The sequence below is a fragment of the Jiella flava genome, from assembly GCF_017349315.1.
GTDB lineage: Bacteria > Pseudomonadota > Alphaproteobacteria > Rhizobiales > Rhizobiaceae > Jiella > Jiella flava.
In genome coordinates, this window is the sequence record NZ_JAFMPP010000006.1 from 138125 (window position 1) to 152261 (window position 14137).

A 14137-nucleotide genomic window follows, 5' to 3' on the forward strand; every position below is an offset into this window, starting at 1 on the left:
GAGTTGGAGCGTCCTTTCTGCGTCCGGTAGGATGCAGTGCGCTCGAAGGGCCAAAAGACAAAAAGCCGAGGCTCATGACCTCGGCTTTTCGATCTTTCGAATGTTGCCGTCCACGCCGCTCGAAAGAGCGGAGCGGCCGCTGATCACCACAGATCGAGCGAGAAGCGCTTTGAGATGCCGAGGGTGAAGGAATATTGGTTCTTGTCGCTGGCCTTGACGATCGGCGAGTCCTTGGCGCTGCCGACCAGCCGATCCCAGGAGGCATCGGCGTTGAGAAACCAGTCGGGGCGGAACTCGTAGCGCGCCGAGGCCGCGACCCCGACGCTCTTGAAGCCCCCCTTCGCATCATAGGTGGCGAAACGGCCGCCGCTGGCCGCTGATTCCGATGGGCTGACGGAGAAATAATCCTCCATGTAGCTCTTGGAGGCGAGGCTGGCGGTCGGGCCGAGCTTGAGCGTCAGCGTGTCGGTCGGCCGGGCGATGAGGTTCGCCCCCAAATCGCCGACAAACCCCTTCGCGCCGCCAAAGGCGTAACGCGCAGAGCCGTACACCTCGGCATATTGCCACGCGTAGGACGCCTTGATGCCGGCCTGATAGGTCGGATCGACATCATCGAGGCCGGACAGCTCCGGATGGTCGGACGCCTTGCGGGCGCCGACATAATCGAAGGACGGGCCGATCGAGAAGCCGAGGCCATCCGGGCCGCCGAAGGAGCCGATGCCCGGCAGGTTGAGATACTCAACCGACAAGATCACCCCAGGACGAATCTTATAGTTGTCGGACCCAAGATATTCCGGATCGATGATCCCCTTGATGCCGAGCTCGAACACGAAGTCAGCGCCGGCATAGTCCACGGTCGCGGGCTGCGGTGCAGCCGGCGCCGACTCATAGGGAGCAACGACGTCAGCTGCGTTTGCCAAGGTGGTCGAACCAAGAATCGCGGCAACAACTGCCGAGGCAAAGCGCAAAGCCATATTCTGATACTCCAGCCTTCTTGCACGTCTCGTTCTGAACGCTTCGGGCCATCGTCGGCCGATGAACCCGTCGGGCGTGCTTTCAAAACGAGAGATGCCCCGATCGCAAGGTTGAGCGCAATTCACACAGGGCGCAAAAACGCACCTAGCGTAATCTTCGAAATCAAGGCGTTGCAGGCAAAGCACAGATTGGCGGCGGCGGGCGATCGTAACGGCCCACAACCCTTCCCAAGACTAAAGAAAAACGGAACCAGAATGCCGAAACGGAAGAAGGGCGCGGCGATCCCCCGATTGCCGCACCCTTCCGCATGTCCCCCGCGCCTCTTTCGAGGCTCGGTCATCCCCACACCGCAGAATCGGCCTATCGCATGATCGTGACCAAAAATCGATCAGTTCTCGCGAGCTCGTACCTTTTCCCGTGTCCCCTATTTTTTCAAGTTAGAAAGAATGTCTTAAGATGCCGTTAACGACAGGTGGATCTCGAGGCTGTCGATCAGGATCAACCCGCCTTTGCGTCAATTGGGTATTGCCCGAAGAAAAACTCAGCGCCCCTCGCCGAGTGCCGCCAGCACGCGAGCCCATGATCGCTGACCCTGATGGAAGGACGTCATTTCGTACTTCTCGTTCGGTGAATGAATCGCGTCGTCGCCGAGGCCAAAGCCAATCAGCAGCGATTCCATGCCGAGACGCCTCTTGAACTCGCCGACCACCGGGATCGAACCGCCCATGCCGATCATCACCGCCGGCTTCGGCCATTCGTCGGAAAGCGCCTGGCGGGCCTTTTGCAACACCGGCGAATCGAACGGCAGCTGGATCGCCCCCGAACCGCCATGGGGATGGAATTCGGCTTCACAGTCCTCCGGCAGACGCGCCTCGACGAACTGGCGGAACGCCGCGCGGACCGCCTCCGGGTCCTGCGCGAAGACCAGCCGGAAGGAGACCTTCGCCGTCGCCTCGGCGGCGATCACGGTCTTGAACCCCTTGCCGGTATAACCGCCGGAAATGCCATTGACCTCGGCGGTCGGCCGCGACCAGGTCTGCTCCAGAACGGAACGCCCCTTCTCGCCCGCGGGCACCTTCAGCCCCACGCCTCCAAGGAACGATTCTTCAGAAAAATCGAGGCCTTGCCAGCTTGCCTTCACCTCATCCGGCAGCTCCGCAACGCCGTCGTAGAAGCCGGGCAGCGTCACCCGTCCATCGTCGTCATGGAGCTCGGCGAGGATCTGCGCGAGGACATGGATGGGATTGCGCGCCGCGCCGCCATAATAGCCCGAATGCAGATCGCGGTTCGCGGCGCGGATGATGACCTCCTCGCCGACGAGGCCGCGCAGGCCGGTCGCGATCGCCGGCGTCTCGCGGTTCCACATATTGGTGTCGCAGACCAGGGCGAGATCGGCCGCAAGTTCCGCGCGATTGGCGTCGAGGAACGGATTGAGCGAGGGCGAGCCCGACTCCTCCTCGCCTTCCAGGAAAATCGTCACCTTGCAGGGCAAGCCGCCGGTCTCAGCCTTGAAGGCCCGGCAGGCCTCGATGAAGGTCATCAGCTGGCCCTTGTCGTCGGCCGAGCCGCGCGCAACGATCCGCTGGCTGCCGTCCGGCATGGTCTGCACCACCGGTTCGAACGGCCCGGACTTCCACTCGTCAAGCGGATCGACGGGCTGCACGTCGTAATGGCCGTAGAACAGGACATGCGGTGCGCCCTTAGGGCCGTCATGGTGGGCCACGACCATCGGGTGGCCGGGCGTGTCATGCACCGCAGCATCGAAGCCGATCGCCGCCAGGTCCCCGGCGAGGAAATCGGCCGCTTGCCGGCACGCGTCGGCATAGGCCGGATCGGTCGAGATCGACGGGATTCGCAAGAGCTCCGACAAGCGCTCGACGGATCGGTCGAGGTTGAGATCGAGGCAGGACAGGACGCTGTCGAGATTGGCCATGATGAGATCCTTTGCCTGGCAAGATGGCATCTAAGACCGCGTGGTACCGGCAGACGGCCGGTCTTCGCAAGCGTCATCGGCCGCTCGGATCACAGATGCGTCTTTGCGCGCAGAACCGATCCGGCTATGGTCGCGGCCGTAAGCCCTGCGTCATCGCAAGCGGCTCCTTCAATCTTCTCAGTATCAATCCGGAACACTCCCCATGAAATACCGTTCGCTCGGCCGCACCGGCCTTTCCATCAGCGAAATCTGCCTCGGCACGATGACCTGGGGCTCGCAAAATTCCGAGGCCGAGGGCCACGCCCAGATGGATCTCGCGGTCGAGATGGGCGTCAACGTCTTCGACGTCGCCGAGATGTATCCGACCACCCCGCTTTTGGCGGAAACCGTCGGCCGCACCGAGGAAATCATCGGCACTTGGTTCGCCAAGACCGGACGGCGTGACGACATCACCCTCGCCTCGAAAATCACCGGCGCCGGCAACGAGAAGGTTCGCGGTGGCGAGCCGATCACCGCTGATTCGGTGCGCCGCGCCCTCGACGGCAGCCTCAAGCGACTGCAGACTGACCGGATCGACCTGTACCAGTTGCACTGGCCGAACCGCGGCTCTTACCACTTCCGGCAGAACTGGGGCTTTGATCCGAGCGGCCAGCAGCCCGATGCGGTCAAGGCCAATATCGAAGAGGTGCTGCACGAGCTCGGCGAGCAGGTGAAGGCCGGCAAGATCCGCCATGTCGGCCTTTCCAACGAGTCCGCCTGGGGCGTCATGCAGTTCGCGTCGATCGCCGAGCGCGACGGAACACCCCGCATTGCCTCGATCCAGAACGAATATTCGCTGATGCACCGGATCTTCGATCTCGATCTCGCCGAGACAGCGCTGAACGAACAGGTCGGCCTGCTCGCCTACACGCCGCTCGCGGCCGGACTGTTGACTGGGAAATACACCGCCGGCGCCATTCCGCCCGGCACCCGCGGCGCGATCAACAAGGGGCTCGGCGGCCGCCACACCGAATACGCCGTCCGCGTCGCCGACGAATATTGCGAGGTCGCGCGTCGCCATGGGCTTGATCCGGCGCAGATGGCGATCGCCTTCTGCCTGACGCGGCCATTCATGACCTCGGTGATCATCGGCGCCACCAATCTCGAGCAGCTGAAGACGGACATCGCCGCCGCCGAGGTGACGCTGTCCGACGAGGTGATGAGCGCTATCGCCGCCGTCTATCGGCGTCATCCGCTGCCGCTTTGACGCGATCTCTCGTTAGGTCACAAGTCGGCTGGACCGGCGGATCGGCCAATGATCTAATCCGGTCCGGCGTTCTGGCGAGAATCACTCGGGATTGTCGCCAAAACGTTGAAACTTGATCGCGGGCGGGGCGTCACGTGCCCCGCCAGCACTTCGCCCGCCGGTCCCGACGGATGCGACCGAAACGGCCTCACAGACCCTCTCGCCGCAGCCAGATCCCGCACCGTTTCACACTCGCTCGGCCGTTCGCCGACCTTCTGGCCCGCTCCATGACCGACGAACCGACTTCGTTACCGTCCGCAACCTCGCCGGCCCCGCAGATGCCAGAAGAGACAGAGACGGAGGATCGCTTCGCCGCGTTCCGCAACAGGCGGTTCCTGCGCTACTGGCTGTCGCGTTTCGCCGCGACCTTCGCCACGCAAATCGTCATCGTCTCGGTCGGCTGGCAGATCTACGACATCACCCGCGACCCTTGGGATCTCGGGCTGATCGGTCTATGTCAATTCGCCCCGGCACTTTTCTTGGTGCTGGTCACCGGGGCTGCAGCCGATCGTTTCTCCCGCCGCCGGATCATGGGGCTTGCGGTCTTCGCCGAGGGTCTCGGAACGCTGGTCCTGCTCCTGCTCACCCATCGCGGCCTTGCCGCGCCCTGGCCGATTTTTCAGATCCTCATTCTGTTCGGCATTGCGCGCGCCTTTTTTGGGCCGGCGTCGCAGTCGCTGGTGGTCAATCTCGTCACCAGAGAGGAGCTGCCGAATGCCATCGCCTGGAACTCGTCCTCCTGGCAGATCGCCGCCATCGTCGGCCCGGTAGTCGGTGGTTTGCTTTACGGCGTGTCGCCGATGGCGGCCTACGGCGTTGGAGCCGTCCTCTTCATGGCGGCCGGCGGCCTCGTCACGGCGATTGAGGCACCAGCCCAACGCCGCTTCAGCGAGCCGACCAGCGTCGAGACGCTCGTCGCCGGCTTCCGCTTCATCTGGCATGAAAAGATTGTCCTCGGCGCGATCTCGTTGGATCTCTTTGCGGTGCTGCTCGGCGGCGCGGTGGCGCTGATGCCGGTTTATGCCCGCGATATTCTCGATGCCGGCCCCTTTGCTCTCGGCCTTTTGAGGGCCGCGCCCGGCATTGGAGCCCTGCCGATGGCGCTGTTTCTCGCCGCCCATCCGATCCGCAACCATGCCGGGGCGATCATGTTCATCTTCGTCGGGTTGTTCGGGGCGTTCACGATGGTGTTCGGCCTGTCCACCTCGATCTGGGTGTCCGTGCCGGCGCTGATGCTGATGGGCGCCTCCGACATGATCAGCGTCTATGTGCGCGAGACCTTGATGCAGCTTTGGACGCCGGACGACGTGCGGGGCCGGGTCAATGCGGTCAACATGGTGTTCATCGGCGCGTCAAACGAACTCGGCGAGTTTCGTGCCGGCGGCATGGCCCGGCTGATCGGCGCGGTGCCGGCCGTGGTGCTTGGCGGTGCGGCGACGATCGGCGTCGCGCTGGCCTGGTCGCGGATGTTCCCCGAACTGCGCCGGGCCCAGCATCTGCGTGGCCGGCACTAATCACGGCGAAGGCTCAGCCCCCCTCCTGTTGAAGCGAGCGCAATACCTTCGTCATCCGGCAAGCTCCCGCCCTTGGCGCGGCTCACCCGGGATAGATCCATTGCTCGGGAACGCGCGCTTCGAAGCGCTCATTGGCCGCGATCACGCCGGGTTTTTCCACCCAGGCGACGAGGCCGCGGCGGTGCTTGGCCGCCTTGACGAAGCCAAGCTCGACATCGGTGCCGCCGCCGGCCTGATCTGCGATCGCGCGGCCGGCATAACGGCACGGGTTGTTATGGCCGTCGATCTTCAGCGTCACGCCGTTTTCGAAAAAGAGCAGCGTGCGGGGCGGCAGGAACGACAGCTGCGGAATGCCGTCGACCAGAAGATTGCCGCCGATCCATTCGGGGCGGATCTCTGCGATCCCAAGCTCCGCCGCGACCGCCGCCAGCTCATCGGGCGCAAGCAGCGAGAGCTGGCGCTCGTTGCGCATCTCCGTGTCGCGCTCGTACCAGGGCTCGCGCCCGCCGCTGCGCCGGGTCATCCCGCCGTGGCGATCGCCGGCGATCCCGCCAAAGCCGAGCTCCAGTGTTTCGACGGCGGTCGTCTCGAAGCCATCCGCAAGGGTGCGGTAAAGGCCGAGCACCCGTCCTTCGATTCGCGTCCCGCGAACAACCTGCGGCGACGAAAAGATCGGCAGCTCCGTCTGGCGCATGGTCTTCCCTTCGATCGGTTGGTGATTGCAGCTTAAATTGTCGCCGATTTCCGGATTTACGACAAGCGAACTCCCCTTCGGGCATCAGTGCTCGCCGTCGTTGGCGGCTTGGCGCTCATTCTGAAGCTTGCCGGTGTCGAAGGTGACGATGCGATAGATGTAGAAGACGACGATCGCGACGATCACCGCATTCGACACGGGGCCGACATAGCCCTCGACCACCTCATATTGCTGGCCGAGCAGAAATCCGAGCATGGCCAGAAATGCGGTCCAGATCGCGCCGCCGATCGCCGAATAGACCAGAAACCGCCCCATCGGCATATGGGCGATGCCGGCCGGCACCGAAATCAGCGTGCGCACGGTCGGCACCAGGCGGCCGATGAGCACGGCAAAGGCGCCCTTATCGCGAAACCACTGATCCGCCTTCGTCACGTCCGACGGCGCCAGCGTCAGCCAGCGTCCGTAGCGCGCGGCCAGCCGCTTCATCCGCCGTTCGCCGAGATAGCGGCCGGCATAGTACCAGGGGATGACACCGAGCAGCGAGCCGATGGTGCCAGAGGCGATCACCGCGACAATCGACATGTCGCCTCGCGTCGACTGATAGCCGGCGAGCGGCATGATCAGCTCCGAGGGGATCGGCGGAAAAATGTTTTCCAAGAACATCAACAGGCCGATACCGAACACGCCGAACGTCTCCATGACCATGCGGACGAATGCGTCCATGACCTCTGCGCTCCCGCTTGCCCGGTGCTCGCTTGCCCGGTGCTTGCCTGCCTGGTGCTCGCATGCCGAACGAAGCGTGCGAGCCTTCGGCCAAAGGTCGCGGGCGGCCCGATCGTTCCAATGGAACGGGATCACCGCGCGGTCACGCGCCCTTCGTCGACTCGATCTGCAGCCGCCCGCCCGCCGCATGGAGTGCATCGGGCGTGTCGACATCGACGCTCGCGGCCGCGCCGATCTCGACCTCGATCAACGCCTCGGGATGGGCAGCGATGATCCGCGCCGCACCGACATCACCGGACAATGCGGCGATCGCGGCGGCAAACGCCGTCGAAAGAATCACCGGATTGCGACGCTCGCCGCGATCGGCTGCGGCGACGATCGCTCCTTTGCCTTCGCCGGTGAAGGCGGCAATCAAGCGATCGAGATCCGGCGCGCTGAGCAAGGGTTGGTCGGCCAGCATGACGAGCACGCCGTCGGCGTCGTGCGAAGCCAGAAATCCCGCCTTCAGCGACGTCGAAAGACCGGCGGCGAAGTCGGGGTTGTCGACGATCTCGACGTCGAGCCCCGCCAGCGCCGCGACAATCTCGTCGCGCATATGTCCGACGACGACACGCACGCCCTCGGCGTTCTTCGCCGCCAGCGCGGTTTCGACCGAGCGGCGGATCAGCGGCTGTCCGTCAAAGGTCGCCAGCAGCTTGTTCGGCCCGCCCATGCGGCTCGAACGGCCGGCCGCCAGCACGATGATCTCGACGCTCGGCTCTTCTGGCCGCGCGTCCCCCTCCTCCGCCTCGCGCGGGCGCGGGCGCGAGGCGATCTCCATCAGCAGCCCCCCGACCCCCATCTTGCGGATCGCCTCGCTCGAGACCTCAAGGCCGGCCAAGAGACGATCGAGCACCCAGTCGAAGCCGTTCTCCTTCGGACTGCGGGCGCAGCCCGGCGCGCCAAGCACCGGGCGACCGTCAAGCCGACCGATGAGCAGGAGATTGCCGGGATCGACCGGCATTCCCAGATGATCGACCGTACCGCCTGCCTTCCGGATCGCCGCCGGAACGACATCGTCCGCATCGATCACGGCAGAGGCGCCGAAGACCAGGACGAGATCAGCCTCGGCGGCCTCGGAAAGGCTCGCCGCCAGCGCTAAGGTGTCATGGGGACAGCGCATCTCCGAAACGATCCGAGACCCCGCGGACGCCAGGCGCGCGTCGCTGACACGGCGGGTCTTGTCGAGCATTTTCGGCTGGGTGCCGGCAAGCGTCGTCTGGATCAACGCCACCCGCCGCGCCTGGAACGGCGCGAGCCGCATCGCCACTGTCTCATTGAGGATTGCAATCGCAGCAGCCACCGACGATCCCGCCACCGCAAGCGGAATGATCTTCACCGTCGCGACCATGCGGCCACGGGCGACGGGCGCAAATTCTGCAAGGGTGGCGAGCGTGATCGCCGGATCGACGGCATTTACCCGATCGATCGTCTCGCGGTGAGGCAGAAGCAGTCCCGGCGCGTCGGCAAACAGGTTCACGCGTCCTGTCGCCGCCTCGGATGCGGTGAGATGCGAGGTCTTGAGCGCCGCGCCGATCAGGGCGGCCGCTTCATCCTCGGTCAGGTCTTCGTCATCCAGCCGCGCGGCCACCACCTCTTCGATGCCAGCGCGGCTCAATGCGGCGACATCGTCTTTCGACAAGCGCGTTCCCTTGGCGATCCGGCCATGCGCAACGGTTTGAGAATGGGCGAGCAGCGCCCCTTCCGCCTCGCTGGCGGGAACCGGGCCAAACTTCATGCCGCCTCGGTCTCGCCGCGCCGCTCGGCGAACATCTTGCGCTTGCGGAAGGCTTCGATGACGGAGGCGAGAATGGCAACGGCGATCTCACCCGGATTCGCCGCCCCGATATCGGCCCCGATCGGCGCCTCGATACGCGCGATCGCGGCGGGGGAAAGGCCCGCCTCGGTCAGGCGCTCGACCCGCTTGGCGTGGGTCTTCCGGCTGCCGAGCGCGCCGACATAGAAGCACCCGGTCTTCAGCGCCGCGATCAGCGGAAAATCGTCGATCTTCGGATCGTGGGTGATGACGCAGACCGCCGTGTAGGGATCGAATGGCCGCTCCTTCAGAACGTCCTCAGGCCATGTAGCGTGCAGGGCGACGTTCGGAAAACGCTCGGCGCTGGCGAAGGCCGTTCGCGGATCGATGATTTCGATGTCGAAGCCGGCGATCTTGGCCATCGGCGCCAGCGCCTGGCTGATATGGACGGCCCCGATGGCGACGATCCGCGCCGGCGGCAGGTGCACATTGAGAAACACCTCGCCATCGTCGGTTTCAACGATGCCCGACTTGCCGCTGCGGATGGTCTTTTCGATCGCCTCGGACAGCGGGTCGGCCGTGATCTCGGCCTCGCGCACCAAACGCTGCGTTCCCGACGCGATCTTTGTTACCACCACGGCGGCGCGGCGCTGAGCGCGCTCGCCATTCAAGGCTTCAAGAAGAGCCCGGTCCATCAGTTCACCTTCTCGACATAGACCCGGATCCGGCCGCCGCAGGACAGACCCACCCGCCAGGCCGTTTCGTCGGCGACGCCGAATTCGAGCATCTTGGCCACGCCGGCATCGATGACATCGAGCGCCTCGGAGACGACCGCGCCCTCGACGCAGCCGCCAGAGACCGACCCCTCAAAATTGCCATCAGCGTCGATGACGAGATGGCTGCCGGTCGGCCGCGGCGCCGATCCCCAGGTCTCGACCACGGTCGCGAGAGCAATCGCGCGGCCCTCCCCCGCCCAGCGTTCCGCCGTCGTCAAGACGTCGAGATTTTGCACATTCGGTTCGGCCATCGTCCTGTCCTCAAATTGCTGGCGCTCGAAATCCGACCTTTCGAAAGGGGCTCGATCAGGCGCTCTCTTGCCGATCCGAACGGATGCTCCGATCACAGTGGGAGGCGCAATCGGCTCGGCCGACGCAGATCAAATCGCCAGCGCCCGTCGCCAGCCTCAAATTTCAATCGCCATCGATATGTCGCGCCTCGGCTGGCCCTCGGCAAGGGCTCAGGCCGCGACGTCCAGACGGTCCTCGCGCAGCCACAGTCTGGGATCGGTCTCGGCTGCCCGCCGGCTGTCCGACAGCGCATCGCAGAGCGCCCGCATCGCGTCGAGCGAATGGACCGAGCGAAACTCGTCGACATGCGGCAGCATCGCCCGCACGCCGCGCGCCTTGGCGGAAAACCCGTCATAGCGCAGCAGCGGATTGAGCCAGATCAGCCGGCGGCAGGACTTGTGCAGCCGTTCCATCTGCCGCTCCAGATCCTCGACGCTGTCGCGCTCCAGCCCGTCGGTGATCAGGATGGCGATCGCGCCCTGCCCCAGCACCCGCCGCGACCAGTCGCGGTTGAAGCTTTGCAGCGCCTCGGCGATGCGGGTGCCGCCCGACCAGTCCTTGACCGCACCGGCGCATTCCTCCAGCGCCTCGTCGGGATCCTTGCGGCGCATCTGCCGGGTGACGTTGGTGAGCCGCGTGCCGAAAAGAAAGGTATGAACCCGCCGCCGCTCACCGGTCAGCGCATGCAGGAAGTGGAGAAAAATCCGCGTATACTGACTCATCGACCCGGAGATGTCGGCGATGACGACGACCGGCGGATGGCGACTGCGCAGCGACGAAAATTTCGGCAGGACGAGATCCCCGCCGGTGCGCATCGAGGCCCGCATGGTGGCGCGCGCGTCGATCTTCGCCCCGCGTGGATCCGGCCGAAAACGCCGGGTCTTCACCGCATCGTCCGGCAGCCGCAGCGCAGCGATGGCACGCTTGGCCTCGGCGAGCTCCGCAACCGACATCTGGGCGAAATCCTTGCGCCGAAGCACCTCATCGCCGGAAACGGTGAGGCTCGCATCGATCTCGACCACCGGCCGATCCTGCCTGGTCGTACGCTTTTCCGCGCCCTCGAACAGACCTTCGGCAGCGCGATCCTCGCCGGCACGTTTCTTCTCCGGCTCACTCTCGCGTGGCGGCGCGGTCGGAGAAAACATTGCGATCATCTTTTCGATCAGCTCGCGCGAGCGCCAGAACAGCCGAAAAGCTTCGGCGAAGACCGCCTCGTCCTCGCGGCGCGACACCAGCGTGGCATGAAGCGTCCAGTAGAAATCGTCGCGCGAGGACAGCCCCGCCGCCTTCACCGCCTCGATCGCATCGAGGGTTGCGGCCGGGCCGATCTTCAAGCCCGCCCGGCGCAGCGCCCGCGCGAAATAGGCGATGTTGTCGGCAAGCCGGCCGTCTGGGTCGGCGCGGGTCGAGCCGGCCCGTTCGCCAGAGACTCTTGGCTCAGCTGGCGGTGTTGAGTTCACGCTTGACCTCGTCGAGGATCTTGCGGCTCTCGCCGGTCTCCAGACGTTGGATGTCGTCCTGATATTTCAGCAAGACGCCGAGCGTGTCGGAGATATGGGCCGGATCGAGCGCGACGGCGTTCAACTCGGTCAAGGCATTCGCCCAGTCGATGGTCTCGGCGACCCCCGGGGCCTTGAACAGATCAATCTGCCGGAGTTTCTGGACGAAGGCGACGAGTTCGGCGGCAAGATCTTCGTTGGCACGCGGTGCCTTGCGCCGGACGATTTTCAATTCGCGCTCGGCCGCCGGATAGTCGACCCAGTGATAGAGGCAGCGGCGCTTCAACGCGTCGTGGATCTCGCGCGTCCGATTGGTGGTGATAATGACGATCGGCGGCTCCTCGGCACGGATCGTGCCAAGCTCCGGGATCGTCACCTGATTGTCGGAGAGAATTTCCAGCAGGAACGCCTCGAAGGCCTCGTCGGTGCGGTCGAGTTCGTCGATCAGAAGCACCGGCGCCCGGCCCGGCGCCGCCTCCAGCGCCTGCAGGATCGGCCGGCGGATCAAAAAGCGCTCGGAAAAGATTTCCGATCGCATGGCGTCGCGCGCCGTGTCGCCGCTCGCTTCGGCGAGGCGGATCTCGATCATCTGCGCGGCGTAGTTCCACTCATAGAGCGCTGAAGAAACATCGAGCCCTTCGTAGCACTGCAGGCGGATCAGCGGTCGGTCGAGGGCGGTGGCGAGCACCTTGGCGATTTCGGTCTTGCCGACCCCGGCCTCGCCTTCGAGAAACAGCGGGCGGCCCATCGTCAAGGCCAGAAACAGCACCGTGGCGAGCGGCCGATCGGCCAGATAGTCGGCCCGATCCAGCATCGCCGCCGTCTCGTCGATCGAGGCGGGAAAATTCGTCACAATCGTCCTTTCCGTGCTGGGACTTATCCGCAACGTCCGGTATTTAAGTCTTGAGGCCGCGAAATCCACGATTGGCGTAGAGGAGCGGCTCGGTCGCCGGGCCCATCGTGATTGCCGCGACTTCGCCGATCATCACCTTGTGAGTGGCGATGACGCGGGCCTCGATCAGCCGACATTCGAAACTGACCAACGCCGTCTCCAGCAGTGGCGCGCCGGTTGCGCCGCGCCTCCAGCGACCATGGGCGAACCGCTCATCCTGCGACAGCTTCCCCTCGCCGGCGAAGGCTCGGGCCAGCGGCTGATCAGCCTCGGCCAGAACGTTGATCGCAAAGACGGCGTTTTCCTCGAACCAGCTGTTGTCGGGGCTCGACAGGTTCAGGCAAACGAGCAGAGTCGCCGGATCATCCGAAACCGAACAGGCCGAAGACACGGTCACGCCGCGCCGCCCCGATTGGCCATCCGTCGTCACCACGAGAACCGATGCGGCAAAGCGTGTCATGGCTTCGCGAAACGCGCCGGGATCTGTCTGCATCGTAGTCAGCAACCGTTCATCCTCGTCCATTACCCAACGTGATATCAACAAATTCGCGGACCGCGGCCCGAACATCCCCCAAAGTCCCTGGCCAGAATCGCGAAGTCGCCCGTCGCCAAACTGCCACGGCGCGCCGGCGATTTCCAATCGGCGGTGAACCGGCTATGACGACGCCATGCGCCGTCTCGCTTTCGTTGCCGCCATCATTCTCGCCGCCGTCCCCGCCATCGCCCAAAATCGTGGCGGGACGGTGAGAATCGGCGTCATCGCACCGCGAAGTGGAGCGCAAGCCATTCTCGGCAAGCAGGTGATCGACGGGGCCAAGGCCGCCCTGGCGACAAAGGCGGGCGCGGCGACGATCGTCGAAGCCGACACCCAATGCTCGGCCAAGGGCGGTGAGGCCGCCGCGCGCGAACTCGTCAAAGCGAAGGCGACGATTGCGCTCGGCTTTCTCTGCACCCCCGCGATCGAAGCCGCGCTGCCGGTGTTGAAGCAAGCCGGTATCGTCACGCTCGATGTCGGTGTGAGGGCCAACCGGCTGACCGACAAGAAAGTCCGGACCGGCGATCTCATCTATCGCCTTGCGCCGCGCTCGGGCGCGGCGGCCGCCGCGATTACGCGCTTCATCGAGGCGCGCTGGGCTGATCAGCCCTTCGGCCTCATCGACGACGGGTCGATCGCCTCGCGCGGCCTGTCGGACTCCGTGCGCCGCCGCCTCGGCGACGACGGGCTGAAGCCGCAGACCGTCGACAATTATCGCCCGGCCGAGGAAAAACAGTTCGGTCTGGCGCGCCGCCTGCAGCGCACCGGCGTCACCCGTTTCTTCATCGCCGGCGACCGGCCGGACATCGCGATCATCGCCCGGGACGCCAAGGCGCTCGGCCTCGACCTGACGATTCTCGGCGACGAGAATCTCTTCGACGAGGCCAGCGTCGACACGCCGCTCCCGGCCGGGATCATCGCGATCGGCCCGAAGACCAGCTTCCCAGAGCTGGCGCCGAAGGGCACCGACCTGTCCGTCCCCGGCTCTCTGCCGCCGCAGGGTTATTTCGGCACCGCCTATGCCGCGATGGAGGTCGCCCTCGAAGCGAGCGCAAAAGCCGGCGCCAGCAAGCGATCGATCCTCACCATCCTCGCCTCGCAGCCCTTCGACACCGGCCTCGGCGCTATCCGTTTCGACGGCAAAGGGGACAGCGATCTCGACCTCTTCCGCGTCTTCGAATGGCAGGGCGAAAAATTCGTCGAAGAGACCGGAGGCTGAGGCGTT

The 14137-nt window shown here is 65.0% G+C and carries 13 protein-coding genes; 3 read left to right on the forward strand and 10 right to left on the reverse strand.

Annotated features, from left to right (window positions below):
- Nucleotides 1-143: 143 nt before the first annotated feature.
- Complete coding sequence (locus J1C48_RS08965) at nucleotides 144-974, reverse strand: MipA/OmpV family protein (RefSeq protein WP_207257498.1); 831 nt, start codon at nucleotides 972-974, stop codon at nucleotides 144-146.
- A gap of 542 nt (nucleotides 975-1516) precedes the next feature.
- Nucleotides 1517-2908 carry a M20/M25/M40 family metallo-hydrolase gene (locus J1C48_RS08970; RefSeq protein ID WP_207257499.1) on the reverse strand — a complete coding sequence of 464 codons (1392 nt, stop codon included), beginning with the start codon at nucleotides 2906-2908 and terminating at the stop codon, nucleotides 1517-1519.
- Nucleotides 2909-3110: 202 nt separating this feature from the next.
- On the opposite strand from J1C48_RS08970, the gene J1C48_RS08975 reads away from it, so the two are divergent.
- Both J1C48_RS08975 and J1C48_RS08980 read left to right on the forward strand, forming a co-directional pair.
- Nucleotides 3111-4154 carry an aldo/keto reductase gene (locus J1C48_RS08975; RefSeq protein WP_207257500.1) on the forward strand — a complete coding sequence of 348 codons (1044 nt, stop codon included), beginning with the start codon at nucleotides 3111-3113 and terminating at the stop codon, nucleotides 4152-4154.
- A 317-nt stretch (nucleotides 4155-4471) separates the two neighbouring features.
- Complete coding sequence (locus tag J1C48_RS08980) at nucleotides 4472-5707, forward strand: MFS transporter (protein ID WP_207257501.1); 1236 nt, start codon at nucleotides 4472-4474, stop codon at nucleotides 5705-5707.
- Between the two features lie 82 nt (nucleotides 5708-5789).
- Here J1C48_RS08980 and J1C48_RS08985 read toward each other — a convergent pair whose 3' ends face one another.
- The 8 genes from J1C48_RS08985 to J1C48_RS09020 all read right to left on the reverse strand — a co-directional run bounded on the left by J1C48_RS08985 (nucleotide 5790) and on the right by J1C48_RS09020 (nucleotide 12870).
- Nucleotides 5790-6401 carry an MOSC domain-containing protein gene (locus J1C48_RS08985; protein ID WP_207257502.1) on the reverse strand — a complete coding sequence of 204 codons (612 nt, stop codon included), beginning with the start codon at nucleotides 6399-6401 and terminating at the stop codon, nucleotides 5790-5792.
- Between the two features lie 84 nt (nucleotides 6402-6485).
- Nucleotides 6486-7124, reverse strand: a complete 639-nt coding sequence (locus tag J1C48_RS08990; RefSeq protein WP_207257503.1) for a DedA family protein — start codon at nucleotides 7122-7124, stop codon at nucleotides 6486-6488.
- A gap of 142 nt (nucleotides 7125-7266) precedes the next feature.
- Entirely contained in the window at nucleotides 7267-8901 is a 1635-nt protein-coding gene (locus J1C48_RS08995; protein ID WP_207257504.1) for an NTP transferase domain-containing protein, read from the reverse strand.
- Nucleotides 8898-9614, reverse strand: coding sequence for an XdhC family protein (locus J1C48_RS09000; RefSeq protein ID WP_207257505.1), 717 nt, complete (start codon nucleotides 9612-9614; stop codon nucleotides 8898-8900). The genes J1C48_RS08995 and J1C48_RS09000 overlap by 4 nt, the downstream gene beginning before the upstream one ends.
- On the reverse strand, nucleotides 9614-9946 hold the full coding sequence (locus J1C48_RS09005) for an XdhC family protein (RefSeq protein WP_207257506.1): 333 nt from the start codon (nucleotides 9944-9946) through the stop codon (nucleotides 9614-9616). Before J1C48_RS09005 ends, J1C48_RS09000 begins: the two co-directional genes overlap by 1 nt.
- 210 nt (nucleotides 9947-10156) lie before the next feature.
- Nucleotides 10157-11446 (reverse strand): vWA domain-containing protein, encoded by a 1290-nt coding sequence (locus tag J1C48_RS09010; RefSeq protein ID WP_207257507.1) that lies wholly within the window; start codon nucleotides 11444-11446, stop codon nucleotides 10157-10159.
- Nucleotides 11424-12299 (reverse strand): AAA family ATPase, encoded by an 876-nt coding sequence (locus J1C48_RS09015; RefSeq protein ID WP_207257602.1) that lies wholly within the window; start codon nucleotides 12297-12299, stop codon nucleotides 11424-11426. Before J1C48_RS09015 ends, J1C48_RS09010 begins: the two co-directional genes overlap by 23 nt.
- Nucleotides 12300-12381: 82 nt before the next feature.
- A complete protein-coding gene (locus tag J1C48_RS09020; RefSeq protein WP_231081662.1) occupies nucleotides 12382-12870 on the reverse strand; it encodes a flavin reductase in 489 nt (162 codons plus the stop codon).
- A gap of 175 nt (nucleotides 12871-13045) precedes the next feature.
- On the opposite strand from J1C48_RS09020, the gene J1C48_RS09025 reads away from it, so the two are divergent.
- The gene (locus J1C48_RS09025) at nucleotides 13046-14131 is read left to right on the forward strand and encodes an ABC transporter substrate-binding protein (protein ID WP_207257508.1); all 1086 of its coding nucleotides are present in this window, start codon (nucleotides 13046-13048) and stop codon (nucleotides 14129-14131) included.
- Nucleotides 14132-14137 lie beyond the last annotated feature (6 nt).

Bases quoted from the DNA above. Each gene is read 5' to 3' on its own strand.
- J1C48_RS08965 (WP_207257498.1), bottom strand. From the start codon at position 974: ATGGCTTTGCGCTTTGCCTCGGCAGTTGTTGCCGCGATTCTTGGTTCG.
- J1C48_RS08970 (WP_207257499.1), bottom strand. From the start codon at position 2,908: ATGGCCAATCTCGACAGCGTCCTGTCCTGCCTCGATCTCAACCTCGAC.
- J1C48_RS08975 (WP_207257500.1), top strand. From the start codon at position 3,111: ATGAAATACCGTTCGCTCGGCCGCACCGGCCTTTCCATCAGCGAAATC.
- J1C48_RS08980 (WP_207257501.1), top strand. From the start codon at position 4,472: ATGCCAGAAGAGACAGAGACGGAGGATCGCTTCGCCGCGTTCCGCAAC.
- J1C48_RS08985 (WP_207257502.1), bottom strand. From the start codon at position 6,401: ATGCGCCAGACGGAGCTGCCGATCTTTTCGTCGCCGCAGGTTGTTCGC.
- J1C48_RS08990 (WP_207257503.1), bottom strand. From the start codon at position 7,124: ATGGACGCATTCGTCCGCATGGTCATGGAGACGTTCGGCGTGTTCGGT.
- J1C48_RS08995 (WP_207257504.1), bottom strand. From the start codon at position 8,901: ATGAAGTTTGGCCCGGTTCCCGCCAGCGAGGCGGAAGGGGCGCTGCTC.
- J1C48_RS09000 (WP_207257505.1), bottom strand. From the start codon at position 9,614: ATGGACCGGGCTCTTCTTGAAGCCTTGAATGGCGAGCGCGCTCAGCGC.
- J1C48_RS09005 (WP_207257506.1), bottom strand. From the start codon at position 9,946: ATGGCCGAACCGAATGTGCAAAATCTCGACGTCTTGACGACGGCGGAA.
- J1C48_RS09015 (WP_207257602.1), bottom strand. From the start codon at position 12,299: ATGCTGGATCGGGCCGACTATCTGGCCGATCGGCCGCTCGCCACGGTG.
- J1C48_RS09020 (WP_231081662.1), bottom strand. From the start codon at position 12,870: ATGCAGACAGATCCCGGCGCGTTTCGCGAAGCCATGACACGCTTTGCC.
- J1C48_RS09025 (WP_207257508.1), top strand. From the start codon at position 13,046: ATGCGCCGTCTCGCTTTCGTTGCCGCCATCATTCTCGCCGCCGTCCCC.